General features: G+C 62.9%; 24 protein-coding genes. 11 read left to right on the top strand and 13 right to left on the bottom strand.

Translation table 11 applies throughout. The features are described from left to right. Window positions 1–171 precede the first annotated feature (171 nt). Window positions 172–1,032, top strand: coding sequence for an NAD(+) diphosphatase (nudC, locus tag QM801_RS16050; protein ID WP_415020214.1), 861 nt, complete (start codon window positions 172–174; stop codon window positions 1,030–1,032). Here nudC and QM801_RS16055 read toward each other — a convergent pair. Together QM801_RS16055 and QM801_RS16060 are read right to left on the bottom strand one after the other, a co-directional pair. Beyond that, entirely contained in the window at window positions 1,029–1,895 is an 867-nt protein-coding gene (locus tag QM801_RS16055; protein WP_415020215.1) for a prephenate dehydratase, read from the bottom strand. The genes nudC and QM801_RS16055 overlap by 4 nt on opposite strands. Next, window positions 1,892–2,638 carry a cytidylyltransferase domain-containing protein gene (locus tag QM801_RS16060; RefSeq protein ID WP_415020216.1) on the bottom strand — a complete coding sequence of 249 codons (747 nt, stop codon included), beginning with the start codon at window positions 2,636–2,638 and terminating at the stop codon, window positions 1,892–1,894. The genes QM801_RS16055 and QM801_RS16060 overlap by 4 nt, the downstream gene beginning before the upstream one ends. A 111-nt stretch (window positions 2,639–2,749) precedes the next feature. On the opposite strand from QM801_RS16060, the gene QM801_RS16065 reads away from it, so the two are divergent. The 6 genes from QM801_RS16065 (at window position 2,750) to QM801_RS16090 (ending at window position 10,038) form a co-directional block, all read left to right on the top strand. Further along, window positions 2,750–3,304: a c-type cytochrome gene (locus tag QM801_RS16065; protein WP_415020217.1), complete on the top strand. Its 555-nt coding sequence runs from the start codon at window positions 2,750–2,752 to the stop codon at window positions 3,302–3,304. Window positions 3,305–3,422: 118 nt separating this feature from the next. Further along, window positions 3,423–5,276, top strand: a complete 1,854-nt coding sequence (locus tag QM801_RS16070) for an extracellular solute-binding protein (protein WP_415020218.1) — start codon at window positions 3,423–3,425, stop codon at window positions 5,274–5,276. 7 nt (window positions 5,277–5,283) lie between these two features. Further along, on the top strand, window positions 5,284–6,372 hold the full coding sequence (locus QM801_RS16075) for a microcin C ABC transporter permease YejB (RefSeq protein WP_415020219.1): 1,089 nt from the start codon (window positions 5,284–5,286) through the stop codon (window positions 6,370–6,372). Further along, a complete protein-coding gene (locus QM801_RS16080; protein WP_415020220.1) occupies window positions 6,372–7,475 on the top strand; it encodes an ABC transporter permease in 1,104 nt (367 codons plus the stop codon). The genes QM801_RS16075 and QM801_RS16080 overlap by 1 nt, the downstream gene beginning before the upstream one ends. After that, window positions 7,472–9,094 carry an ABC transporter ATP-binding protein gene (locus QM801_RS16085; RefSeq protein ID WP_415020221.1) on the top strand — a complete coding sequence of 541 codons (1,623 nt, stop codon included), beginning with the start codon at window positions 7,472–7,474 and terminating at the stop codon, window positions 9,092–9,094. The genes QM801_RS16080 and QM801_RS16085 overlap by 4 nt, the downstream gene beginning before the upstream one ends. After that, window positions 9,091–10,038, top strand: a complete 948-nt coding sequence (locus QM801_RS16090) for a 2-hydroxyacid dehydrogenase (RefSeq protein ID WP_415020222.1) — start codon at window positions 9,091–9,093, stop codon at window positions 10,036–10,038. Before QM801_RS16085 ends, QM801_RS16090 begins: the two co-directional genes overlap by 4 nt. A gap of 53 nt (window positions 10,039–10,091) precedes the next feature. Here QM801_RS16090 and QM801_RS16095 read toward each other — a convergent pair whose 3' ends face one another. The 4 genes from QM801_RS16095 to QM801_RS16110 form a co-directional block, all read right to left on the bottom strand. Beyond that, window positions 10,092–10,934: a C40 family peptidase gene (locus tag QM801_RS16095; RefSeq protein ID WP_415020223.1), complete on the bottom strand. Its 843-nt coding sequence runs from the start codon at window positions 10,932–10,934 to the stop codon at window positions 10,092–10,094. Next, on the bottom strand, window positions 10,934–11,278 hold the full coding sequence (locus QM801_RS16100) for a MarR family transcriptional regulator (RefSeq protein ID WP_415020224.1): 345 nt from the start codon (window positions 11,276–11,278) through the stop codon (window positions 10,934–10,936). The genes QM801_RS16095 and QM801_RS16100 overlap by 1 nt, the downstream gene beginning before the upstream one ends. Window positions 11,279–11,346: 68 nt before the next feature. Next, on the bottom strand, window positions 11,347–12,726 hold the full coding sequence (locus QM801_RS16105) for a leucyl aminopeptidase family protein (RefSeq protein WP_415020225.1): 1,380 nt from the start codon (window positions 12,724–12,726) through the stop codon (window positions 11,347–11,349). A gap of 37 nt (window positions 12,727–12,763) precedes the next feature. Then, window positions 12,764–13,645: a transporter substrate-binding domain-containing protein gene (locus QM801_RS16110; RefSeq protein ID WP_415020226.1), complete on the bottom strand. Its 882-nt coding sequence runs from the start codon at window positions 13,643–13,645 to the stop codon at window positions 12,764–12,766. A gap of 259 nt (window positions 13,646–13,904) precedes the next feature. Between QM801_RS16110 and QM801_RS16115 the strand changes: the two genes are divergently transcribed. Both QM801_RS16115 and QM801_RS16120 read left to right on the top strand, forming a co-directional pair. After that, window positions 13,905–14,546: a hypothetical protein gene (locus QM801_RS16115; protein ID WP_415020227.1), complete on the top strand. Its 642-nt coding sequence runs from the start codon at window positions 13,905–13,907 to the stop codon at window positions 14,544–14,546. 94 nt (window positions 14,547–14,640) lie between these two features. Then, complete coding sequence (locus tag QM801_RS16120; RefSeq protein ID WP_415020228.1) at window positions 14,641–15,069, top strand: hypothetical protein; 429 nt, start codon at window positions 14,641–14,643, stop codon at window positions 15,067–15,069. Here the strand turns inward: QM801_RS16120 and QM801_RS16125 are convergent. Then, window positions 15,038–15,733 carry a hypothetical protein gene (locus QM801_RS16125; RefSeq protein ID WP_415020229.1) on the bottom strand — a complete coding sequence of 232 codons (696 nt, stop codon included), beginning with the start codon at window positions 15,731–15,733 and terminating at the stop codon, window positions 15,038–15,040. The two genes, QM801_RS16120 and QM801_RS16125, sit on opposite strands and share 32 nt — an antisense overlap. 321 nt (window positions 15,734–16,054) lie before the next feature. Next, a complete protein-coding gene (locus QM801_RS16130) occupies window positions 16,055–17,014 on the bottom strand; it encodes an IS1595 family transposase (RefSeq protein WP_415020941.1) in 960 nt (319 codons plus the stop codon). A gap of 101 nt (window positions 17,015–17,115) precedes the next feature. On the opposite strand from QM801_RS16130, the gene QM801_RS16135 reads away from it, so the two are divergent. After that, a complete protein-coding gene (locus QM801_RS16135; RefSeq protein WP_415020230.1) occupies window positions 17,116–17,373 on the top strand; it encodes a DUF6471 domain-containing protein in 258 nt (85 codons plus the stop codon). Here the strand turns inward: QM801_RS16135 and QM801_RS16140 are convergent. Further along, complete coding sequence (locus QM801_RS16140; protein ID WP_415020959.1) at window positions 17,300–18,001, bottom strand: hypothetical protein; 702 nt, start codon at window positions 17,999–18,001, stop codon at window positions 17,300–17,302. The genes QM801_RS16135 and QM801_RS16140 overlap by 74 nt on opposite strands. Window positions 18,002–18,106: 105 nt before the next feature. Between QM801_RS16140 and QM801_RS16145 the strand changes: the two genes are divergently transcribed. Next, window positions 18,107–19,192 carry a glycosyltransferase family 2 protein gene (locus tag QM801_RS16145; protein WP_415020942.1) on the top strand — a complete coding sequence of 362 codons (1,086 nt, stop codon included), beginning with the start codon at window positions 18,107–18,109 and terminating at the stop codon, window positions 19,190–19,192. Here the strand turns inward: QM801_RS16145 and QM801_RS16150 are convergent. Genes QM801_RS16150 through QM801_RS16165 form a run of 4 tightly spaced genes read right to left on the bottom strand, consistent with a single transcriptional unit; the run spans window position 19,170 to window position 23,989 of the window. Further along, window positions 19,170–20,141 (bottom strand): type II secretion system F family protein, encoded by a 972-nt coding sequence (locus QM801_RS16150; RefSeq protein WP_415020231.1) that lies wholly within the window; start codon window positions 20,139–20,141, stop codon window positions 19,170–19,172. The genes QM801_RS16145 and QM801_RS16150 overlap by 23 nt on opposite strands. A 31-nt stretch (window positions 20,142–20,172) precedes the next feature. Further along, entirely contained in the window at window positions 20,173–21,174 is a 1,002-nt protein-coding gene (locus QM801_RS16155; protein ID WP_415020232.1) for a type II secretion system F family protein, read from the bottom strand. 15 nt (window positions 21,175–21,189) lie between these two features. Beyond that, a complete protein-coding gene (locus tag QM801_RS16160; protein ID WP_415020233.1) occupies window positions 21,190–22,707 on the bottom strand; it encodes a CpaF family protein in 1,518 nt (505 codons plus the stop codon). A gap of 19 nt (window positions 22,708–22,726) precedes the next feature. Further along, a complete protein-coding gene (locus tag QM801_RS16165; protein ID WP_415020234.1) occupies window positions 22,727–23,989 on the bottom strand; it encodes an AAA family ATPase in 1,263 nt (420 codons plus the stop codon). Between the last annotated feature and the right edge of the window lie 42 nt (window positions 23,990–24,031).

Raw genomic sequence — 24,031 nt, forward strand, 5'->3', positions numbered from 1 at the left:
CCACTCACTCCGACCCTGACCGGGGGCAATCCAGAATCAGTCCGGACACACATCCACCCCAGTGTTCTGATGGCGAAAGTTAACTTTCTTGGTAAATATTACGTTAAGCGTTTGATCTTTTTTGCCGATTGGACATCAAAACAACCCGTTGACGAGGACTATTGCCCCTCCATGCCCGCCTCCATGCCCGCCTATGTGACATCGCCCCTGAACCGCAATCACGACGTGCGGACCGTTCCGGAGGAGCTTGCCGCCCTCCGCAGGCGGGCCGATTGCGTGCTCATCCGGGTGCGCGGCGACCAGGTGGAAACGGACGGCGACCTGCCCCGCAGGCTTCAGGCGGAACCGCAGCCGGACGAAATTTTTCTCGGCCTCGATCCCGCCGGCGCGCCGTGGTTCGTGGCGCCCGCACCCGAGACGGCACAGCTTTCGCCACTCCGCGGCATGATGCTGGCGGGCGTGGTCGACCACGGCACGCTCTCGATCCTCGCCCAGGCGCGGAGCCTCGTGCACTGGCACGAGCGCCATGGCTTCTGTGCCAACTGCGGCAGCAAGACCGCCATGCATGATGCCGGCTACCGCCGCACCTGTGCGGCCTGCAACGCCGAGCATTTTCCCCGCACCGACCCCGTCGTCATCATCGCCGTCACCCACGGAGAACAGGTGCTGCTCGGACGCCAGGCGGCGTGGGCGCAGGGCATGTATTCGGCGCTCGCCGGTTTCGTCGAACCGGGAGAGACCATCGAGCAGGCAGCCCGGCGCGAGGTCTTCGAGGAATCAGGGATCGAGGTGGGCGCCATCCGCTATATCGCGAGTCAGCCCTGGCCCTTCCCGTCATCGCTGATGATCGGCCTGATCGGCGAGGCGGCGACCACGAAAGTCACCGTCGACACCAAGGAGATCGAGGATGCCCGCTGGTTCCCGCGCGCCGAAGTGCTGCAGATGCTGGCGCGCACCCACCCGCAAGGCTTCCACGCCTCGCACCCTTACGCGATTGCCCACACCCTGATCCGGGCGGCGGTTGAAGATTAGGCCGACTGTTCCGCCAGTTTCCGTGCGATTTCAGCGCGGTAGGGGCTGGCGGGATAGACGCCGAGGATGCGCATGTAAGACGAGAAGAAGGCCAGTTCCTCGAGAGCGAGGCGCACCGGGCGGTCCTGCGGATGGCCCTCGATCTCGGCGTAGAACTGGGTGGCGGCGAAGCGTCCCTCGAGCTGGTAGGATTCGAGCTTCGTCATGTTGACGCCGTTGGTGGCGAAGCCGCCCATCGCCTTGTAGAGGGCGGCAGGAACGTTCCGTACACGGAAGACAAAGCTGGTCATCACCGGGCCAGAGCCCTGCTCGGCGTCGCTGCGCTGGTTTGAGAGGATGACGAAGCGAGTGGTGTTGTGGGCCTCGTCCTCGATGTCGGCGCGGAGAATGTCGAGGCCATAGATCTCGCCTGCAAGGCGGGTGGCGATTGCACCCCTCGTCTTGTCCTTGATCTCCGAAAGCTCGCGCGCCGCACCGGCGGTGTCGACCGCGACCACCGCCTGCAAACCCATCTCGCGGATCACCTTGCGGCACTGGCCCAGTGCGTGGACATGGCTGTGCACGGTCTTGAGGTCGGTGGCCTTGGTGCCCTTCACCACCAGAAGCTGGTGATGCACCGGCAGGAAGTGTTCGCCCACGATCGAGAGCGAGGACGCGGGCAGCAGGTGATGGATGTCGGCGACGCGGCCCGCAACCGAGTTGTCGGTGGGGATCATGGCGAGCGCGGCAGTGCCGTCCTGCACGGCCTGGAAGGCGTCCTCGAAGGTACGGCAGGGCAAGGGCTCATGCTTGGGGCAGGCCTCCACGCAGGCGATGTGGGAATTGGCGCCGGGTTCGCCCTGATAGGCAATCTTGTCGGTCATTTCTTCTCCTTGAGGGCGAGGCGGGCGGCTTCGAGATCGGCAGGGGATGCCACATGGAGCGGCAGGTTGTCGATCCTGACGACAGCCACCTTGAGCCCGTTGTCGAGGGCCCGCAGCATTTCCACGCCAAGCTGCCGTTCCCGTGGTGAGGGTGGCAGCCGGGCGAAGGTGTCGAGTGCAGGCCGGCGATAGGCATAGATGCCGACATGCTGAAAGAAGGGCGGCGGCTGGGTGATGGGCGGCTCGCGCAGGAAATCCCGGGCGAAGGCCACCTCGCGCTCGGCGAGGGGCGCGATCGCCTTGACGATGGCGGGATCATGCACCGCATCGGCCCCCGAAAGCGCCGCCGCCACCGTCGAGATGTCCACCGTCTCGTTGGTGAGGCCGGCGAGGCAGCGCTGCACCGAGAGGGGATCGACCACCGGAAGCCCTGCATCGAGATTGACCACATGGCTGTAACGGCCTTGCGGATCGCGCATGGAAAGGGCTGCGGCGACCCGGTCGCTGCCCGTGGCGTGGCCGCGCTCGGTGACGATGGCATCGCCGCCATGGGCCCTCACCGCCTCGGCGATCGGCAGGTCGGCGGCCGCCACCAGCACATGGCCGATCTTCGCCTCCATGGCCCGGCGCCAGACATGAACCACCAGCGGCACGCCCCAGATATCGGCCAACGGCCTCCCCGGGAGGTTGCGCGAGGCCAGCCGTGTGGGGATCACGATGATCGTATTTTGCTGTTCTATCATCAGGTTGGGCCGGGGCGCGGCAAATTGTGGCGCGTTGAGTTATAGATATTGCGGTGGCGGGGGCAAAGCATTAGTTAGTCGCGGCTGAACCAAAAGGGACTTGGGAATCGCATGGACAGCTGGACTTTCAACAAGATCGCGGGCGCCGTTCTGGGCACAGCCCTGTTCGTCTTCGGCCTCGAGGCCGTCACGGGCGTGATCTTCCACCCCACGCCGGCCTCGGCCGACAAGCCGGGCATGGCCATTGAAGTGGCTGAAGCCACCCCGCCTGCCGGTGACGATGCGGCCCCCGCAGCGGAAGCGAAGTCGATCGGCACGCTTCTCGCCTCGGCCGATGCCACCAAGGGCGCCGCCGAAGCCAAGGCCTGTGCCGCCTGCCACGATCTCTCCAAGGCCAACACCAACAAGACCGGCCCCGGCCTCTGGGACGTGGTCGAGCGCCCGATGGGCAAGCATGAAGGCTACACCTACTCGGCCGGTTTCGCCGAGAAGGACGGCCAGAACTGGACCTACGAGCACCTGAACACCTTCCTGACCAGCCCGAAGGCGTTCATCGCCGGCACCAAGATGGGCTTCGGCGGCATCAAGAACGACGCCAAGCGCGCCAACCTGATCGCCTATCTCGCCACCCTGTCGGACTCGCCGAAGCCGTTCCCGGCTCCTTGATTCAGCCAGATTTGGGCCTCTTTCTTCGCACCGGCGGCGCAACCGCCGGTGTTTTCTTTTGGGCCCGCACCCGCGTAAAACAGGACCCGAATCAATGTCGAAAGGACGGCCACAGAAGATGTTGACGCGCAGGCAGTTGTTGCAGCTTTCCGCCGTGGCACCCTTTGCGCCAGCCTTTGCGAGCCCGCTCCTCGCCGACGACCGCGTCTTCCGCCACGGCACCACGCTGTTCGAGAAACTCGCCTACGCGCCGGGCTTCACCGCCTTCGGCTATGTGAACGCCGCTGCACCCAAGGGCGGCAAGGTGAGGCTTGCGGCCCTCGGCAGCTTCGACAGCATCAATCCCTATACGATGAAGGGTGACCCGGCCAATCCGGGCGTCAACGAAACGCTGATGAAGCCCTCGCTCGATGAACCGTCGAGCGAATACGGACTCCTCGCAGAGAGTGTCTGGTTCCCGGAGGATTACGGCAGTGTCGTCTATCGCCTGCGCCCGGAGGCGCGCTTCCACGACGGCGAAGCGGTGAAGCCGGAAGACGTGATCTTCTCCATGCAGTCGCTGAAGAAGAACAGCACGCAATACGCCGCCTACTACAAGAACGTCGACACGGTGGAGAAGACCGGCGACCACGAGGTGACCTTCACATTCTCGATGAAGGGCAACCGCGAGCTGCCGCAGATCACCGGGCAGTTGCCGGTGCTTCCCAAGCACTGGTGGGAAGGCAAGGACGCCAGCGGCAAACAGCGCGACGTTGCCAGCAACACGCTCGAACCCCTTCTCGGCTCCGGCCCCTACCAGATCGCCGCAGTGCGCCCCGGCCTCTCGATCAACGTGAAGCGCTTCGAGAACTACTGGGGCAAGGACCTGGCGGTGAACGCGGGCTACAGCAATTTCGACGAGATCGAGACCCAGTTCTACCAGGACCGCAACATCCTGCTCGAGGCCTTCAAGGGCGACCAGTTCGACATCCAGTTGGAAAGCTCGTCCAAGCAGTGGGCGACGGGTTATGATTTTCCTGCCGCGAAGGACGGCCGCGTCATCCGCGAGGAAATCCCTCGCCTCGGCGTCTCCGGCATGCAGGCCTGGGTGATGAACATCCGCCGTCCGCTCTTCGCCGACGTTCGCGTGCGCCGTGCTCTTGACCTCGCCTTCGACTTCGAATGGTCGAACGCCAACCTCTTCTATGGCCTCTACACGCGGAGCCGCAGCTACTTCAACAATTCCGAACTCGAGGCAAAGGGCCTTCCGTCGGAAGCGGAACTCGCCCTTCTCGAACCCTTGCGCGACAAGGTTCCGTCCGAGGTCTTCACCACCGAATACACGAGCCCCAGCAACAAGACCCCGCAGGACCGGCGGAAGAACCTGCGCGCCGCGCAAGGCCTGCTTGCCGAAGCCGGCTGGAAGGCCGAGACATCCGGCAACAGGCAGGTGCTGAAGAACGCCAAGGGCGAGACCTTCGCCTTCACCATCACGCTCGACAGCGAAGCCTTCCAGCGCGTGGCGCTGCCTTACGTGGAGCAGCTTGCGCTCCTCGGCATCAACGCCAATGTCCGCCTCGTCGATGCCGCGCAGAACGAGCGCATCGAGGCGGAGTTCGATTACGACATGATCGTGGGAACATGGGGCCAGTCGCTTTCACCCGGCAACGAGCAGCGCGAGTTCTTCGGCAGCGAATTCGCCGACCAGAAGAAGAGCCGCAACCAGGTGGGCATCAAGAACCCCGCCATTGACGCGCTCATCGACAAGATCGTATCGGCGCCCGACCGCGCCTCCCTCATCACCGCCTGCCGCGCCATGGACCGGGTGCTGATGTGGAACCACTATGTCGTTCCCATGTGGTTCAAGGCCGCCGACTGGATCGCCTACTGGAAGCGGGTGAAGCATCCAGACAAGATGCCGGGCTATTCGCCGGGCTATCCCGACATCTGGTGGTTCGACGCCGAGGCCGCCGCGACGATGAAGAAGGTCTGACCCCTCGATGGGCGCCTATATCCTCAAACGCCTGCTGCTGATGATCCCGACGCTGCTCGGCGTCATGCTGCTCACCTTCGTTGTGGTGCAGTTCGTGCCGGGCGGCCCCATCGAGCAGATCATCTCGCAGCTCGACAACCAGGGTGACGCCAATTCGCGCCTGGGCGGCGGCGGAAATGAGCTGCAGAATCAGGACGCTGGCGGCGTCACCTCGAAGTACCGCGGCGCGCAGGGCCTCGATCCCGAGTTCATCAAGTCGCTGGAAAAGCAGTTCGGCTTCGACAAGCCCGCCCACGAGCGATTTTTCAAGCTGGTGAAGGACTACGCCACCTTCGACTTCGGCAAGAGCTACTTCACCGACAAGACCGTGATCGAGCTGATCAAGGAGAAGATGCCGGTATCGATCTCGCTCGGCCTCTGGCTCACCCTCATCACCTATCTCGTGTCCATTCCGCTCGGCATCAAGAAGGCGGTGAACGACGGCTCCACCTTCGACGTGTGGACGTCCGCCGTCATCATCGTGGGATATGCCATCCCGAGCTTCATCTTCGCCATCATCCTGATCGTGCTCTTTGCCGGCGGCAGCTACTGGGACATCTTCCCGCTCCGCGGCCTCACCTCCGACAATTTCAACGAGCTCTCCTGGTGGGGCAAGATCAAGGACTATGCCTGGCACCTCGTGCTGCCGCTCACTGCCCTCGGCATCAGCGGCTTCGCCACCATGACGCTTCTCACCAAGAACTCCTTCCTGGATGAAATCCGCAAGCAGTACGTGACGACCGCGCGCGCCAAGGGCCTGACCGAGCGGCAGGTGCTCTATGGCCACGTCTTCCGCAACGCCATGCTGCTGGTGATCTCGGGCTTCCCCGGCGCCTTCCTTGCCGCCTTCTTCTCGGGCTCGCTCCTCATCGAATTCGTCTTCTCGCTCGACGGGCTCGGCTATCTCACCTGGAAATCGGCGGTGAACCGGGACTATCCTGTCGTCTTCGCCAATCTCTACATCTTCACACTGCTTGGCCTCATCGTGGCGCTGATCAGCGACCTCACCTACACTTGGATCGATCCCCGCATCGATTTCGAGTCGCGGGAGACCTGATGGCGCTCATCAAGCTCTCACGGCTCAACCAACGGCGCTGGCAGCTCTTCCGCCGCAACAAGCGGGGCTACTGGTCCTTCGTCGTCTTCATGATCCTCTTCGTGCTGTCGATCTTCGCGCCCTTCATCGCGAACGACAGGCCGATCATCGCCTCCTACAAGGGCGAGCTGCTCTATCCGCTGCTTGTCGATTATCCCGAGAGCAAGTTCGGCGGCTTCCTCGCGGTCACGGATTTCCGTGATCCCGTCAACGCCGACGAGATCAATGCCAATGGCTGGATGGTCTGGCCGCCGATCCGCTATTCCTACGGCACGGTGAACCGCGAACTGCCGTCGCCTGCGCCCTCGCGGCCGGCCTTCCTCATGCACGAGGACCTCGCCTGTGCGAAGTATCCGCTGCAGGCGGAAGACCCGCAGTGCGTCTTCGGCAACATGAACTGGCTTGGCACCGACGACCAGGGCCGCGACGTTCTCGCCCGCCTCATCTACGGCTTCCGCATCTCGGTTGCCTTCGGCCTCATCCTCACCTTCATTTCCTCGGTGATCGGCGTCGCCGCGGGCGCGGTGCAGGGTTACTTCGGCGGCTGGACCGACCTTCTCTTCCAGCGCTTCATCGACATCTGGTCGTCGATGCCGACACTCTATCTGCTGATCATCCTTGCCGCCTTCGTGACGCCGAGTTTCTGGCTGCTGCTCTTCATTCTCGCGCTGTTCTCGTGGACCGGGCTTGTGGGCGTGGTGCGCGCCGAATTCCTGCGCGCCCGCAACTTCGAATATGTGCGCGCCGCGAAGGCGCTGGGCCTCAGCGACCTGCAGATCATGGTGCGCCACGTGCTGCCCAATGCGCTTGTCTCCACCGTCACCTTCATGCCCTTCATCCTCTCGGGCTCGGTGACGACGCTGACGGCGCTTGATCTTCTGGGCTTCGGCCTGCCGCCCGGCTCCGCTTCGCTCGGTGAAATGGTGCAGCAGGGCAAGGACAACCTCTTTGCGCCGTGGCTCGGCTTCACCGCCTTTTTCGTCACCTCGATCCTGCTCACCCTCCTCGTCTTCATCGGCGAGGCGGTGCGTGATGCGCTCGATCCGCGGAAGACCTTCGCATGACGGCGCTCCTCGAGGTGAAGGACCTGTCCGTCGCCTTCCGCCAGGGCGGCGTGGAGACGCTCGCCGTCGATCACGTCTCCTTCTCCGTGAACAAGGGCGAGACGCTGGCGCTGGTGGGTGAAAGCGGCTCCGGCAAGTCGGTGAGCGCGCTTTCCATCCTGAAGCTGCTCGCCTATCCCGCCGCCTCGCACCCCTCGGGCGAAATCCGGTTCAAGGGCGAGAACCTGCTCGCCAAGGATGATGCGGCGCTCCGCCGGGTGCGCGGCAACGACATCACCATGATCTTCCAGGAGCCGATGACCTCGCTCAATCCGCTGCACACGGTGGAGCGGCAGATCGGCGAGATCCTCGACATCCATCAGGGCCTCACCGGCCCCGCCGCCCGCGCCCGCATCGTAGAGCTTCTCGGCAAGGTCGGCATCCGCGACCCCGAGGGCCGCCTGCAGGATTATCCGCACCAGCTCTCGGGCGGCCAGCGCCAGCGCGTGATGATCGCCATGGCCCTTGCCAACAAGCCGGAACTGCTGATCGCCGACGAACCGACAACGGCGCTCGACGTCACGGTGCAGGCGCAGATCCTCAAGCTGCTGAAGGACCTGCAGGCCGAGTTCGGTATGGCGCTGCTCCTCATCACCCATGATCTCGGCATCGTGCGCCACATGGCCGACAAGGTCTGCGTCATGCAGAAGGGCAAGGTGGTGGAACAGGGCGAGGCCAAGGCGCTCTTCGCCGCTCCGCAACACGCCTACACGAAGATGCTATTGGCGGCAGAGCCCAAAGGTGCGCCGCCGCCCGTGAAGCCCGACGCCGAGGTGATTGCGGAAGCGAAGAACTTGAAGGTCTGGTTTCCCATCCGCCGCGGCTTCCTCCGCAAGACCATCGGCCACATCAAGGCGGTGGATGGGCTCGATTGCCAGGTGAAGGCGGGCCAGACGCTGGCCATCGTCGGCGAAAGCGGTTCCGGCAAGACCACGCTGGGCCTTGCCATGCTCCGGCTCATTTCATCCAAGGGCGAAATCCTGTTCCGGGGCCGCCGCATCGACGGCCTGAACAGCAAGGAGATGCGGCCGCTGCGCAAGGACATGCAGATCGTCTTCCAGGATCCGTTCGGATCGCTGAGCCCGCGCATGTCGATCGTGCAGATCGTGGAAGAAGGCCTGCGCATCCAGAACCCTGCCCTCTCGGACGATGAGCGGCGCGAGCGGGTGGCGCAATCGCTCACCGAGGTAGGGCTCGATCCCGCCGCCATGGACCGCTACCCCCACGAATTCTCGGGCGGCCAGCGCCAGCGCATCGCCATTGCGCGCGCCCTTGCGCTTGATCCGCGCTTCATCATGCTGGACGAGCCTACGTCCGCCCTCGACATGTCGGTGCAGGCGCAGGTGGTCGATCTCCTGCGCAATCTGCAACAGAAGCACAACCTCGGCTTCCTCTTCATCAGCCATGATCTGAAGGTGGTGCGGGCGCTCGCCAACGAGGTGATCGTGCTGAGGAACGGCACCGTGGTGGAGCGCGGGCCGGCGAAGCAGATTTTCGAGAGCCCGCAGGACCCCTATACCAAGGCGCTGCTCGCCGCCGCCCTCAACCTCAAGGCCAGCGAAGGAGCCGTGAAGCAATGAGTTCGTTTCTGTTCGTGACACCCACATGGGATGGCCAGCAGTGGGCTGCGGAAATGCGCAAGGCTGCCCCCGCCATGGATGTGCGGGTGTGGCCGGAGATGGGCGATCCCGCCACCATCGATTACGTGGCAGCCTGGCTGCCGCCTCCCAATGTGGTGAAGTCGCTCGTGAACCTGAAGGTGATCTTCTCGCTGGGTGCAGGCGTGGATGCCATCCTCAAGGACCCGACGCTGCCGGAGAAGACGCCGATCGTCCGTGTCAACGATCCCGACCTCACCATGCGCATGACGGAATACATCGTGCTCCATGTGCTGATGCACCACCGCCAACAGCGCCGCCTCGACGAGAACCAGAAAAGGCACCTGTGGGACAGTTTCCCGACCCATGCGGCAAGCGGCCTTCGCGTCGGCATCATGGGGCTTGGTGTCCTCGGTCAGGATGCGGCCACGAAGCTTGCCATGCTCGGCTTCAAGGTGGCGGGCTGGAGCCGCACGCCGAAACACATCGAGGGCGTGCAGTGCTATTCCGGCGCGGGCGGCCTCGACACCTTCCTCGCCCGCACCGATGTCCTGGTCTCGCTCCTCCCCGCCACGGCGGAGACTGACGGCATTCTCAACCGCGCGCTCATCCGCAAGCTTGCCCGCAGCGGGCCCTTCGGTGCGCCCATCCTGATCAATGCGGGCCGCGGCCGCCAGCAGAACGAGGACGAGCTTCTCGCCGCCCTCGATGCGGGCGAACTCCATGCCGCGACACTCGACGTTTTCCGCACCGAACCGCTGCCGAAAGAGAGCCGCTTCTGGACGCATCCCAAGGTGACGCTCACCCCGCACATCGCGGCCGACTCCGATCCCGCCGTCATTTGCCAGTATGTGGCACAGCAGATCGCGGTCTACGAAAAGACCGGACAACTCTCCAACCTCGTGGACCGGGCGCGGGGCTATTGACCCGTTTCAAGCCTCTGTGACGGCTCCGCCACAGCCCATTGATCTTGCAGCTTTTATCCCAGCCGTTTGATGCTGGTGACGGGCTTGCCCTTGGCTTCGATACGGGCCACGGCCTCGGCCAGCGGTTCGATCACCACGAGCATGTCGCTGCCGTTGGCATGCAGCAGCATGGTGCTGTCGGTCATGATGCCGACATGGCCATCCCAGAACACGAGATCACCGCGGCGCAGGGCCTCGCCTTTTTTCAGCGCGGCGCCGAGCGTCTGTTCCTGCATGTCGCTGTCACGTGGTGCATCGTGACCGACCGCATGGAGCGACACCTGCACGAGGCCCGAGCAATCGAGCCCGCGCGCGGTCTTGCCGCCCCAGTAGTAGGGCGCATGGAGAAAGCGTTCGGCCACACTCACGAAGTCGCCGCGGCCCGATCCCACGGGTGCGAGATGTTTGGTGAAGATGAAACCGCCGCCCGCGAGTGCGCTGTAGTCCTTCTCGGTGCCGGTGACGGCGACGCGCGCCAGCATGGGGAGGGTGGCGGCATCCTGCGACTTGAGATCGGCCTTGGGGTAAACGAACGTCGAGGGCGTCACCACCTCGTGGGTCGCGGCGGCACCCGGTGCCTCCAGCAGTGCCGACCGGATGTAGCCCACGTAGCCGTCGCGGGCGAGCTTCACCCAGCTCCAGCCGTTGGCATCATCGAAGACGGTGAGCCGTTCACCCGGCAGCGCCTCGGTCAGCTGCATGGCGGCGTCATCGGGCTGGCGGCGGAGCGAAGCAACGGCACGGCCCACCTGCATGGGGCGGCCCTCCACGAAGCGTTCGGCCTCGATTCGGCCCCGCAACGAGACCTCGGCGAGGTCGGGACGGTAGGCGTTCAGGCGTTTGTCGAGCGTGCTCATCACATGGTTTCCGAAGTCTGTCCGATCAGGTCACCCAGCCGTTCCAGATAAAGCACACCCTTTACCGTTCGTTGAACAAGCACGTTGCGCTTGTCCTTCTCGTCGCGGCGGCGGCTGACGAGGCCGAGCTTGCCCATGCTGTCGAGGGCCCGTGTGATCACCGGCTTCGTCACCTTGAGCTTGGCGGCAAGGCCTCGCACCGTGTGCGGCGGCGCTTCGAGATAGACGGTGAGCATCACGCTCATCTGCCGCACCGAGAGATCCGGTTCGTCATCATGGACGAGCGCCAGGTGCACGTCGTGCCAGAGCTTCATGCTCTGGGCGGGGGTGAGGCGGTGGGGCATGGGCCAGTCTGGTCCGGACCAGTTTGTTTCGGGTCCGGATCATTCTCCAAAAGGCCCCGGCCTGCAAGTCACTTTCCGTAGCGCTCTTTGAGGAGTGCGAAGACGGCCCGGAGCGCCTGCGCCTCGCCGCCCTTGGGGCGTCCGGGCTTTGCCGTCGGTGTCCAGGCGAAGATGTCGAAGTGCACATAGGCCTTCGCCGCCTCGACGAAGCGGCGGAGGAACAGCGCCGCGGTGATCGACCCGGCGAAGCCGCCTGCCCCTGCATTGTTGAGGTCGGCGAGCGGTGTTTCGATCATGCTGAAATAGGCCCGCCAGAGGGGCAGCCGCCAGAGCGGATCATTGACCGCGAAGGCATGGCGCGAGAGGTCGGCGGCCAGCGTCTCGTCATCGGTGAAGAAGGGCGGCAGGTCCGGGCCGGTCGCCACGCGCGCCGCTCCCGTGAGGGTTGCCATGTCGAGCAGCAGTTCGGGCTTCTCCTCGTCTGCGAGCGCCAGCGCATCGGCGAGAATGAGGCGGCCCTCGGCGTCGGTGTTGCCGATCTCGACCGTCAGGCCCTTCCGCGACTTGAAGATGTCGCCCGGCCGGAAGGCATCGCCGGCGATGGCATTTTCAACTGCAGGAACAAGGACGCGGAGCCTGACCTTCAGTCCCGCCTCCATGATGAGGCGGGCGAGGCCCAGCACGTTTGCAGCCCCGCCCATGTCCTTCTTCATCAGCAGCATGGAGGACGACGGCTTTATGTCGAGACCGCCCGTGTCGAAGACGACGCCCTTGCCGACGATCGTCACCTTCGGATCGCTCGCCTTGCCCCAGGTGATGTCGATGAGGCGGGGTTTTCGGGTGGACGCCGCACCCACCGCATGGATGAGCGGGAAGCCCTTCTCGAGAGCGGCACCGCTCACCACGGTGATCTTCGCCTTGTGGGATTTCGCAAGGGCGCGGGCATCGCGCTCCAGTTCGTCGGGGCCGAAGAGGTTGGCAGGCGTGTTCACCTGGTCGCGCACCGCGAAGATGGTGTTGGCGATCATCACGGCCTCGTCGGCCAGCGCCTTCGAGGGCAGCACCAGTTCCGCCATCTTCACCTTGGTGGTGCGGAAGGGGTCGTACTTGTAGAGCTCGCCTGCCCAGCCCAGCGCCACGGAGAGTGTGGCGGCCTTCTTGTCGGCGAAGGCATAGCGGCCTTCCGGCAGGCGCGCCGCAATGGCACCCAGCGCAAAGGGATCGTCCCGCTCGGCGGGTGCTCCGACGATCACCGCTTCGGCCCCACCCTTCTTGCCGGGCACGACGAGAAGGGCGAGCGGGGCCGCCTCATAGGCGTGGGTCCTGGCCCAGCCCTGCGCCGCCTCGCCCAGGCCCGCCTTGAAGGAGGCCCAGTCCGCCTTCGCCACCACATGGATGGGAGTGGCAGCACCACCCGGCGGCAGGAGAAGTTTTCGCGCATCGATCATGGGAGAGTTCCTGTTCAGTGAGGCCGCGCCTGCCCAATCACCATACGGGCGCGGGGAGGTAGCGGGCGAAGATGCTGGCGGTGGTGCCCGATTCTTCCAGCTTGTCGAGAGCCTCGTCGAAGCGGTCGCGCACCGCGGCCTTGTCGGCCCGCACCACATAGACGAGCGGGCGCGAGAAGGTTTCGGTGTCGATCACCGCTCCGCCCAGTGCAGCACAGCACTTGCGGGCGCCGTCGCTGTTCATCCAGAAGGACATGTGGAGGCTGTCGCCGAAGGCCACGTCAAGAGCACCCGTGCGCAGTGCCTCGAACATGGTGGCTTCATCCGGTTGCGCCACCAGCTGCGACTTGTCGTAGTGCGCCTTGAGGAAAGCCTCGTGCGCCGTGCCGCCCACCACGCCCACGCGGCGGCCCGCGAGGGAGCGCGGATCGGCGGCCGCCACTTGCGTGCCGCGGCGGATCATGAAGCGCCCCATGGAGCGGAAATAGGGGCGGGTCAGCGCCATGTTGGTCATGAGATCGTTGTTGAGGCGGAGGCCCGAGATGATCGCATCGCCATCGCCTTTGAGGAGCGCAGGCAGAAGCCCGGTGAAAGGTGTCGCCGAAATCTCGCAGGTGAGGCCCGCCTCGGTGCAGGCGGCGCGGGCAAGATCGACCGAGATGCCGGCGAGCGTGCCGTCATCGAGGGTGAAGCTCCACGGCGCGAAGTCGGGCTCGGCCAAAAGCCGGATGGTGGGGAGCGGCGTGCGCTCCGCATGGGGCGCATCGGCATCGATGGCGCGGAAGCGCGGAATGGGGATCTGCTCCACCGCCGGGGCCTCGGGCTGCTCCTGGGCGGAGGCCGGCAGGGCGCCGAGAATCAGCAGCATGGCGAGCGTGGCGCCAAGACGCCGCGTATTTGCGGAAAAGCCGGAAATCATCCCAACATGCGCCCTTCGGTTGTGACCGGTTTCAAGGAAGCCCGGTTTTCAGCATGTCTTGGGCTTTCTGGAGGCTGGGTTGGGCGGCGGGCACGCAAGGAAAGGCGCATGGCAGACACTTGATCTCACGTCTGAGGTGAAGGGGCGGGGTGGTTCCGGTCGTTGCAATCTAGAGCAAGCTCCGGGCGATTGCACGTGCTTGCAGCACGGGAACAGTGCGCCACCCCCCGCCTTACACAGCTTTCAGGAGCCTGCCGTCGTGCAAGACCTGCCGGTGCTGGCGGATGAGGCCCTGGCCGCCGCCCTGCAGCGGCTTTCCCGCCGGGAGACGCGCCTGTGCCTCCGTCACAAGCTCATCACCCTGCCGGAGAGGGATGGTGCCCCGCACTACGCCGCCGCCAACGATCATGCCCTGCGCCGGGCCCGCCGTCTTGGCCTGCACGTCTCTGCCGTGGTGGATGGCGCGGCGTTCGATGCCGCCGTGCGCCACGTGCTGGGACCGGAGCTGCTGCATCAGGCCACCCGCGCGCTGGCAGAGGATGCCGCCGAGCTTTCGGCCTTCCGCCGCCTCACACCGGAAGAAGCTGTGGCGGCAACCGCGCTCACGCTTTCTGCCGGGCTCGCCCTCATCCATTTTGACTCCGTCAAGATCCTCGTTGCCCTCACCCTGCTGGCAGGCGCGCTCTTCGCCATGATGGTAGCGATCCGGCTTTTTGCGCTTCTCTCCGGCAGCCGTCCCGTCAGTGCCCGCGCGCCGCCGCTCCGTGACGAGTCGCTTCCGGTCTACACCGTGCTGGTGCCGCTCTTCCGGGAAACGGCCGTGCTTGAGCAACTGATCACCGGCCTTGTCCACCTGCACTATCCGGCCTTATGTATCAAGCGCACCAATTCAAAAGCTTGAAAAAAGTCTAAAGGTGGCGTCCCGGCGTGTGAGTGGGATTTTGGCGCAGAGACGCCACCCATCCCATTGGCCCATAGGATGGTGACTTTTTATCATGCAACCCCAAATACTCAATACCCTCGCCACCAAGCGCGCGGAGATCGAAAGCTACATCGCCCATCTGGAAACCGCCTTGGAGCAAGCCAGGCGCGACCTGTCCGCCATCTTGGCCGCCACGGCGGTATTCTCGGGCGAAGGCCCGCTTCCCAAGTCCTACATGAACCTGACACGGCTATTCCCCCGGTACGAGCTGCCCAAGCTATGCAAGCGGGCGCTTGAGACGGCCAATGCACCGATCTCCACGCGGGAGATCGCGGCCTACGTGATCCGGGAGAAGGGTTTGGACGGACAGGATCGCCACCTCCGGAAGGCCATCGCCTACAAGGTTGTCAACATCATGCGGCGGTGGGAGCGGGACCGGAGGGTCGCTCGGACGGCAAAGGTCGCGGGCGCTATCGTTTGGCGCCCTTTTTCGTTGCCTTGATCTTTGATGGCGCTTTTTTGGCTTTTTTCGCCGTCTTGGATTTCTTGACCTTTTTGCTGGCTGTGGAGGTTTTTGTAGGCAGCCGCTTCTTCTTCTTAATTATGTTCTGGGGCTCAGAAGCAAATTCAAAGATCGTAATGAGCGTGTTTATTGGCAGCTTGTCTTGTTCAAGTATCTTGAGTTCGTAGGTGGAAAGTTCCCGATTATTATCAACGCTGCGGTCCACTATGTATGGTTCAATCGTTTCACAGGAGTATGCCGCCAACACATCTGTGAGACGGAGATAGACGTCAATCCTATGACCCTTTAGGTCGGTCCCGAGAAAAACGCCTGCGCAAGCTAGGGCATATATTTCGTTGGCTCGGGCCTGTTGCAGTGTCCGTGCGTTGTTAGGGTCCCGTGGGAGAAAAGGCTGAAGGCGAGCAATTACCAAACAGGTGAGGGCAGCTGCTTTCGCTGGATGCGTTCTGTGTCCATCCACTATTCGCCAACGCTTGTAAGCGTCATTCAGAAGAAAATAGCTTTCTGCAACGCTCTTTAGCAAATTAGATCGGAAAATGACCCCCTTGTCAGAGATCACTCCGGTTGAAATAAGTTCATCAGCTATCTCGCGAAGCAAATTTTCGCGCGCGCGAATTTCTTCGTCAGACGGAAAGTCTGCCACGATTACCTCAGATGAATGTAAGGCTTACTCAGACCGAGTAAGAAGACAGTTTCTTAAGATTTTCCATAAGACCCGGCGAAACTCTAGACAGATTCTGCTTGAGTTTAGAATAGGTCAACTTGGAGTGGTTGTTATCTTCTTTTCGGCTATCAAGAGCCGTGACGGCTGGACCCCGGACAATTATCTTTGTCTCAGAGAGCGCGGAGTCGTCCACAATTTCGACTGCCATTTTCTTGACCTGCCATTATAACAATAGGTTAGCCTGCAGTAAAAACCGCGAGCTTTCTCTTGGACCGGGATTGTCAATAAAAGCGCTATTTGTCAAGCGTTTTTCTGCCAATAGCCTTTCCATGACCGGCTAACGGGGTGATGCATGGACAGGGCGGCCAGACGCCCCGCCAGTTCGCCGTTTGACAGGCGGCGGTGATCTTCAAGCCAAGCAGCGTGGTTGGCGTACTGCCCAAGATACTTGCCCGAGACGTGGTGATGCTGACCCCGGATCATCCGGCGAAGGCGGCTGAAGTAGCTTTCGACCTGATTTGTGCAGCTTTCCGGCGTGGCATAGGCGTCCGAATGGTTAACGCGGCCAACCTGCCAGCCATCGTGCAGGTGGTCCCAATGGCTGGCTTCGTCAGCGTGCATCACAGCCATCCGCGACACGTACTGCTTTGCCAGTTCGACACCTTCCGCTTCATGCTTGGCAACGAATGTCAGAGTACGGCCCTTGCGCTGACGGAAGGCCACGACCACGCGGCGCTTGCCCGTTTGGTTCTCAGCAAGGCGGCGGTCCACACGATCTTCCTTGAGGTTGGCGGGACGGACATAACCGCCATGGTACATGCCGTCCACTTCCACTTCGCCTTCCAACGGAGCGGCAGGACGAGCAGAGGCCATGGCTTCACGGATCTTGTGAGCCAGGACGAAAGCCGTCTTGTACTGGCAATCCAGATCGCGGCTCATCTGCACCATGGAAATGCCCTTGGCCCCGTTCACGACCAAGCAGATCGCGGCCAGCAGGTCAGTGAAGGCCATCTTGCGGCTGGCAAAGATGGTCCCGGACGTGACCGAGAATTGATAGTTGCAGCCCTTGCACTTGAACTTGCGGCGGGTGCTGATCTCGTAGGCATCAACACAGCCACAGCGGCAGCAGACTGGTGCGCCGTCCGTGTCAGGCCACCTGACCTTGCGGAAGGTCTGGTAAGCGGCTTCCTCACCGCCCTTGTAGATTTCCTTGAGGGACAGGGTGCGGGAAGCGGCTGAGAGGAGGAAGTGTTGGGCCATTGTCATCATATCCGGTGATGTATGTAACCGGATATAGAGACTTGTATAGCCGAATGCAAGGGTATATATCATCAGATATGATGATATTTTGAGGTCCATTTATGTGCGCTGCAACATGGAAAGATAGCCCCGTGACCGTGGAATACGAGACACGGGCAAAGAACCTGCTCAAGGGCGAATTGAAACGCCGAGGCGTGACATACGCCCAATTGGCGGAGAAGCTGGCCGCTCGCGGAATCCAAGAGACAGAGCGCAACCTGAACAATAAGATCAGCCGAGGTGGTTTTACAGCGGCTTTTCTGATTCAGTGTCTGGTGGCGCTGGAAGCGAAGGAGTTAAAGCTGGATCACCTTTATTGAGTGGCAACGTTATCCAATTGGTCCCACCCCAATTCGTCACGTGTTCAACAAACTCAGCTGCAATCAAGAAAGACACGTTAAAGAACTTGCACCGTCTGAAGTGACACTTATGAAAAACCCTTGCATTTAGTACGTTTGCGGATGGGCTAATTGCAATATGATCCACTGACTCAAAGCGGTTGCTTTCTAAAAAGCTGTCAATGGAAAGCACATTTAGCGGCCCAATAAGTTCACAGTCTTCAAAGGTCTTTCCCTCCACAAATCCGCTTCCGGGAGGGAGTAAATCTTCCAGCTTGATGCGCTTCCGACTAAAATAAGTTTCCATCGGATTGACGCGATCCGCACTGTCGTAAAACTTCTTGTGGACGGTACTGTTTATCCAGATTTTCCGAGCCACTGCAACGACAAGCCAAACCATAGAAAACACTAGTACACCAATAAAACCCGCAGAAACCCATGCTATAGGTCCGTATTTGCCAAGCCACTCCGTGGCTGACGCAAACCAGGCGGGAACGCCGAAACTTGCGATCCACCCGATTACCATGGAAATGGTCCCCAAGTGTTCCCAGAGCCAAGCTGCAAGTAATCTAATAAAGCGCATGAAACTATAGTTGCGCCACTTTTGCATGAAAGTGGAGTCCCGCTGGGGATAACCATCATTGGTATCCCCCTACGACTGGCGCTTGGTGCGCTTGATACATAAGGCCGGCACTATCCGCCGAACCGCCTCGACATCAAGCTCATCCTCGAGGAACGGGACGAGGCCATGCGCCGCGCCGTGGGCGCGCTTGCGCTGCCACCGCATTTCGAGGTGATCACCGTACCCGCCGGACATCCACAGACCAAGCCGCGGGCCCTCAACTATGCCCTCGCCTTTGCCCGGGGTGAGCTGCTGACCATATATGACAGCGAGGACGTGCCCGAGCCGCGCCAGCTCCGGGATGCCGCCGCCATTTTCGCGAGCAGTGACAGCCGCCTTGCCTGCCTGCAGGCCGTGCTCACCTTCTACAACCCAAACGAAAACTGGATGACCCGGCAATTCACCGCAGAATATGCCGCGCTCTTCAACGTGGTGCTGCCCTTCTTGGCCAAGGCCGGGCTTCCCCTGCCACTCGGCGGCACGTCAAACCATTTCCGCATGACGGCACTCCGCGCGGCAGGCGCATGGGATCCCTACAACGTCACCGAGGATGCCGACCTCGGCTACCGCTTCGCCCGCCTCGGCTACGAGACCGGTGCCTTCGCCAGCCGCACCTTCGAGGAAGCGAACACCCGCTTCTGGAACTGGCTTCGCCAGCGGCAACGCTGGCTCAAAGGATTCCTCCACACCTGGCTGGTACTGATGCGCCAACCCGTTATCCTCTTCCGCCAAGTGGGGTTGGTGCGCTTTGTCGTCATCCAGTGCCTGACGCTTGGCGTCTTCGCCACCGCCCTGCTCTATCCCTTCCTGATTGCCGATGCCGTCTGGCTGATTGGACACACGGCGCTTGCCGCTTCACTTCGCGGGCCCCTCTCGGCCCTCATCGCCGGCTTCAGTGCGGCAAGCTTCCTGCTCGGCTACTGCACCTCCATGGCCTGCGCGGCCCGGGGGCTTCGTGATCTGGGCTATTTCAGGTGGTATGCAACGCTGGCCGCCATGCCAATCTACTGGCTGCTGATGACGCCGGCGGCGTGGCTGGCGCTGTGGGATTTCCTGGTGCGCCCGCACCACTGGCACAAGACCGAACACGGCCTTTCGTCACTGCTCCGGCCCGCCGCGCCCGGGAACGGGCGGCGGCAGCGGCACGGAACCGCTCTCAGTCGAGCTTCATCACCATGATGATCGACGGGCCAAGGATGACGACGAAGATGACGGGCAAGAAGAACAGGATCATCGGAACCGTCAGCTTGGGCGGCAGTGCGGCGGCCTTCTTTTCGGCATCCGACATGCGGGCGTCACGATTTTCCTGGGCGAGCACGCGGAGTGCGGTGCCAAGTGGCGTACCATAGCGTTCCGACTGGATGAGCGAGGTGACGACGGCCTTCACCGTTTCAAGGCCGGTGCGGCGGCCGAGGTTGTCGAGGGCCTTGCGGCGGTCCTGCAGATAGGAGAGTTCGGCGACGGTGAGCGACAGCTCTTCGGCGAGCGGCACCGACTGGCTGCCGATTTCCTTGGCGACGCGCATCATCGAGGGCTCGAGCGCCATGCCGGATTCCACGCAGATGAGCAGCAGGTCGAGCGCGTCGGACCAGGCCTTCTTGATCGAGGCCTGGCGGCGCTGGATGAGGTTCTTGAGACCGACACCCGGGATGTAGAAGCCGACGACGAGGGCGATGATGGTGGCGGCCACGCGCATGTTGGGCGAGACCTTGTCGGCGAACACCGTCGAGGCATAGACGAAGGTGATGATGGCGACGACGATCGGCACGATCACGCGCATGGCGAGGAAGGTGACGAGGTGTTTTTCGGCGCGGTAGCCGGCCTGCCGCAGCATTTCGCGGCTGGTTTCGCCTTCCAGCACCTGCTTCAGGTTCAGGGCTTCCACGAGCTGCTGGTAGATGCCGCCCTTCGGCTTTTCACGCAGGCGCGCTTCGCCGCCCGACAGCGAGGCCTTGAGCTGGGCGCGCAGGCGTTCGCGTTCCTCGGTCACACCCTTGATGCGGCCCTGCAGCTTGTCGCCCTCGAGATAGGGCGCGGCAATGGTGATCACCGTGCCGAAGGCCGCCAGGGCCACGAGCAGCGTGATCATGGTTTCGACCTGGAGGAGCGAGGCGATCAGTTGCAACATGTCTTGTTCTTCTTTTCGCTTTGCAGCCGGATTAGATTTCGAAATTGATCATCTTGCGCATGACGAGCACGCCCATCAGCATCCAGGTGCCGCTGCCGACGAGCAGCATGTTGCCGGTGGTGGTGTCGAACATCGGGTTCAGGTAGGTCGGGTTGAGCACGGTGAGGCCGCCCATGATGACGAAGGGCAGGGCGCCGATGATGGCGGCCGAAGACTTGGCTTCCTGCGACACGGCGCGGACCTTGTTCTTCATCTTCTTGCGGTCGCGCAGCACGCGGCTGAGGTTGCTCAGGGCTTCCGAGAGGTTGCCGCCCGTCTTCGACTGGATGGTCATGACGATGGCGAGGAAGTTGACTTCCGCGAGCGGCATGCGCTCCACCATGCGCTCGATGCCCTGGTCGATGGAAATGCCGATGCGCTGGCCATCCACCACTTCGGCGAATTCGGGGCCGACCGGCGGGCCGGATTCGGTGGCGATGATCTTCATGGCTTCCGACACCGGAAGGCCGGCCTTGAGGCCGCGCACCATGACGTCGATGGCGTCAGCGAAGTCGTTGAGGAACACTTCCTGGCGGCGGCGGCGCAGGAAGCCGAGGAACCAGCGCGGAAAGCCGAGGAAGCCCACGAAGGCAGCACCGGCACCGGCATAGACGGGCGCACCCGCAAGCAGCGGCGCAATGAAGAAGACGGCACCCGAGACGGCTGACATCACCCAGAAGAAGCGCACCGAGATGTCGAGGCCCGACTGTTCGATGAGGGTTGCGAGCGTGATCTTCTTCTTCGCCTTGAGGCGGTCTTCGTTCTGCTTGTTCAGGGATTCCTGGATCTGGCGGCGGCGGACGTCCTTGCTGTCTTCGGAGAAGCGCGAGCGGAAGGAAGCGCGCGAGTCCTTCTTGCCTGTGGCGATCGATTCAACGCGGCGCGAAGCGTTGTTGCCGGAAATCATCGGGAAGACGATGGCGATCAGCAACCCGCCCACCGCCACGGCGACGGTGAAGAGGAAGGCCAGGTCGGTGATTTCCATTCCGAACATTGCGGAAGTCTTTCCTTACATGTTGCCGGTTTCGCGGGCTTCGGCGCGTTCCAGCGCTTCGGCGAGGCGGCGCTCTTCGCTGTAGTAGCGGGCGCGGTCCCAGAAGTGCGGGCGGGCGATGCCGGTCGAACGGTGGCGGCCGATGATCTTGCCGTTGGCGTCTTCACCGACGATTTCGTAGACGAAGAGGTCCTGGGTGATGATCACGTCGCCTTCCATGCCCACCACTTCGGTGACATGGGTGATCTTGCGCGAGCCGTCGCGGAGACGCGAGGCCTGCACGATCACGTCGATCGAGCCGCAGATCATTTCCTTGATGGTCTTCGAGGGCAGCGAGAAGCCGCCCATGGTGATCATCGATTCGAGACGCGAGATGGCTTCACGCGGGCTGTTGGCGTGGAGCGTTCCCATGGAACCGTCGTGACCGGTGTTCATCGCCTGCAGGAGGTCGAAGGCTTCCGGTCCGCGGACTTCGCCGACGATGATGCGCTCGGGACGCATACGCAGACAGTTCTTGACGAGGTCGCGCATGGTGATGGCGCCTTCGCCTTCGAGGTTCGGCGGTCGGGTTTCGAGGCGCACCGTGTGCGGCTGCTGCAGCTGGAGTTCGGCCGCATCTTCGCAGGTGATGATGCGTTCGTCGTGGTCGATGTAGCCGGTGAGACAGTTGAGAAGGGTGGTCTTGCCGGAGCCCGTGCCGCCGGAGATCAGCACGTTGCAGCGCACGCGGCCGATGATCTCGAGGATGGTGGCGCCTTCCGGCGTGATCGACTTGAAGCGCACCAGGTCGGGGAGCTTCAGACGGTCCTTTTTGAACTTACGAATGGTCAGCGCGCAGCCGTCGATGGCGAGCGGCGGGGCGATGACGTTGACACGCGAGCCGTCGGGGAGACGGGCGTCGCAGATCGGCGAGGCTTCGTCGACGCGGCGGCCGACCTGGCTCACGATGCGCTGGCAGATGTTGAGGAGCTGGGCGTTGTCGCGGAAGCGCACGCCGGTCTTCTGCATCTTGCCGTCGACTTCGATGAACACCGTCGAGGCGCCGTTCACCATGATGTCGGCGATGTCGTCGCGGGCGAGCAGCGGCTCCAGCGGGCCGTAGCCCAGCACGTCGTTGCAGATGTCCTCGAGCAGTTCTTCCTGCTCGGCAATCGACATCACGACGTCCTTCAGCGCGATGATCTCGTTGACGATGTCGCGGATTTCGTCGCGTGCCGCGTCGCGGTCAAGCTGGGCGAGCTGGGTGAGGTCGATGGCGTCGATGAGCGCGTTGAAGATCGTGCTCTTGATGTCGTAGTAGTTTTCCGAACGTTTCGTATGGTCCGGGTTGCCGGCATCGCGCGGCGGCGGTGCTGCGGGGGCAGGCGTGGCGCGCGCCCCGCCGGCGCCCGCGCCGAAACTCATCGGCTGCTGCTGCGGCTTCACGTCAGGAACGAAGTTCGCCTGGGCGGCGGCTGGCGCAGGTGCGGCACCCGGCGGCGGCGGAAGAGCCGCGCCCTGGGGAATGGAGTTTTCGGGTCTCTTGCCAAACATGCGTCAAGTCCTTTTGGAATTACTTCTTCTTGAAGAGGGGCAGCTTCGCGAGGAGGCTGCTGGACTTCTTCACGTCGGCGGTGGCCTTCTGGTTACCGGCGAGATTGCGGGCGAAATCACCCAGCACTTCCGCCGACTTTGACTTGGGCGCCACTTCGAAGACCATCTGGCCGTTGCCCTGGGCCATGCCGAAGCTCTGCGGATCGTGCGGGATCACCGCCGACGGCTGGATGCCGATCGCCTTGGCGAAGTCGTTCACCGGAATCTCCGGGCGCTTCGGCACGCCGACCTGGTTGAGGATGAGGCGCGGCGGCTTGTCGTTGGGGCGCGCCGCCTTGAGCATGTCGACGAGGTTCTTGGCGTTGCGCAACGCCGGCAGTTCCGGCGTTGCGGTGATGATGATCTCGTCGGAATTGAGCAGCGTGTACTTGATCCACGGCGCCCACATGTTGGGCACGTCGACGATGACGAGCGGAGCGGAATAGCGCACCACGTTGAGGATGGTCTCGACCGAATGGGCCTCGATCGACAGGTCACGGTCGACGGTGCTCGGACCGTTGAGCAGGCTGAGCTTGCTGCCGAGCTTGGTCATGAGGCGGTCGATCAGGGTGGAGTCGACGCGGTCGGGCTGGGCGAGCGCATCCATGATGCCGCCGGCACCGTCCTGGTTGAAGTTGAGGGCTGCGGTGCCGAAGGCGAGGTCGAGATCGGTGATGATCGTGTCGATGTTCTGGCGCTGTGACAGGGCCCAGCCGATGTTGTGGGCGATGGTGGAGGAACCGACACCACCCTTGGCGCCGACGAAGGAGACGATGCGGCCCAGCGGCGCTGCCTTCGGGTCGCTGAAGAGGTTGGCGATCGCCTCGATGAAGCTCACCGAGGTGACGGGCGCCACCATGTATTCGCTGATTCCGGCCTTCACCAGTTCGCGGTAGAGGATGACGTCGTTGACGTGGCCGATCACCACCACCTTGGTGGTGGCCTGGCAGACTTCGGCAAGGCGGGCGAGTTCGGCCATCACCTGGTCGCGGCTGCCGTGGGTTTCGACGACGAGCACGTTGGGCGTGGGCTGCGACTGGTAGACCTGCACCGCCGCAGCGATGCCGCCGAGCTGGATGGTGACGTGGGCGCGGGACATGCGGCGGTCACCGCTCGCCACCTGGATCGCCTGGCCGGTTTCCTGCGTTTCACAGAAGATGTGGATGTCGACGCGCGGGACGAGGGCCACGAGTTCATCGTGGGGGGCGGCCATCTGCGGGGAGGTCTGCATTGCGGTGTTCATGGTGTTGCCTTGAGATTTTCGCCGTTGCTAAGCGTTTGCCCT

Source organism: Aestuariivirga sp. (genome assembly GCF_047600585.1).
Lineage (GTDB): Bacteria > Pseudomonadota > Alphaproteobacteria > Rhizobiales > Aestuariivirgaceae > Aestuariivirga.

Excerpts from the sequence above, each read along its gene's own strand:
- QM801_RS16120 (WP_415020228.1), top strand. The coding sequence starts at position 14,641 with ATGCAACCCCAAATACTCAATACCCTCGCCACCAAGCGCGCGGAGATC.
- QM801_RS16160 (WP_415020233.1), bottom strand. The coding sequence starts at position 22,707 with ATGTTTGGCAAGAGACCCGAAAACTCCATTCCCCAGGGCGCGGCTCTT.
- QM801_RS16110 (WP_415020226.1), bottom strand. The coding sequence starts at position 13,645 with ATGATTTCCGGCTTTTCCGCAAATACGCGGCGTCTTGGCGCCACGCTC.
- QM801_RS16135 (WP_415020230.1), top strand. The coding sequence starts at position 17,116 with ATGTGCGCTGCAACATGGAAAGATAGCCCCGTGACCGTGGAATACGAG.
- QM801_RS16060 (WP_415020216.1), bottom strand. The coding sequence starts at position 2,638 with ATGATAGAACAGCAAAATACGATCATCGTGATCCCCACACGGCTGGCC.
- QM801_RS16085 (WP_415020221.1), top strand. The coding sequence starts at position 7,472 with ATGACGGCGCTCCTCGAGGTGAAGGACCTGTCCGTCGCCTTCCGCCAG.
- QM801_RS16150 (WP_415020231.1), bottom strand. The coding sequence starts at position 20,141 with ATGTTGCAACTGATCGCCTCGCTCCTCCAGGTCGAAACCATGATCACG.
- QM801_RS16130 (WP_415020941.1), bottom strand. The coding sequence starts at position 17,014 with ATGGCCCAACACTTCCTCCTCTCAGCCGCTTCCCGCACCCTGTCCCTC.
- QM801_RS16065 (WP_415020217.1), top strand. The coding sequence starts at position 2,750 with ATGGACAGCTGGACTTTCAACAAGATCGCGGGCGCCGTTCTGGGCACA.
- QM801_RS16080 (WP_415020220.1), top strand. The coding sequence starts at position 6,372 with ATGGCGCTCATCAAGCTCTCACGGCTCAACCAACGGCGCTGGCAGCTC.
- QM801_RS16070 (WP_415020218.1), top strand. The coding sequence starts at position 3,423 with ATGTTGACGCGCAGGCAGTTGTTGCAGCTTTCCGCCGTGGCACCCTTT.
- QM801_RS16100 (WP_415020224.1), bottom strand. The coding sequence starts at position 11,278 with ATGCCCCACCGCCTCACCCCCGCCCAGAGCATGAAGCTCTGGCACGAC.
- QM801_RS16055 (WP_415020215.1), bottom strand. The coding sequence starts at position 1,895 with ATGACCGACAAGATTGCCTATCAGGGCGAACCCGGCGCCAATTCCCAC.
- QM801_RS16075 (WP_415020219.1), top strand. The coding sequence starts at position 5,284 with ATGGGCGCCTATATCCTCAAACGCCTGCTGCTGATGATCCCGACGCTG.
- QM801_RS16140 (WP_415020959.1), bottom strand. The coding sequence starts at position 18,001 with ATGCAAAAGTGGCGCAACTATAGTTTCATGCGCTTTATTAGATTACTT.
- nudC (WP_415020214.1), top strand. The coding sequence starts at position 172 with ATGCCCGCCTCCATGCCCGCCTATGTGACATCGCCCCTGAACCGCAAT.
- QM801_RS16090 (WP_415020222.1), top strand. The coding sequence starts at position 9,091 with ATGAGTTCGTTTCTGTTCGTGACACCCACATGGGATGGCCAGCAGTGG.
- QM801_RS16165 (WP_415020234.1), bottom strand. The coding sequence starts at position 23,989 with ATGAACACCGCAATGCAGACCTCCCCGCAGATGGCCGCCCCCCACGAT.
- QM801_RS16105 (WP_415020225.1), bottom strand. The coding sequence starts at position 12,726 with ATGATCGATGCGCGAAAACTTCTCCTGCCGCCGGGTGGTGCTGCCACT.
- QM801_RS16155 (WP_415020232.1), bottom strand. The coding sequence starts at position 21,174 with ATGTTCGGAATGGAAATCACCGACCTGGCCTTCCTCTTCACCGTCGCC.
- QM801_RS16095 (WP_415020223.1), bottom strand. The coding sequence starts at position 10,934 with ATGAGCACGCTCGACAAACGCCTGAACGCCTACCGTCCCGACCTCGCC.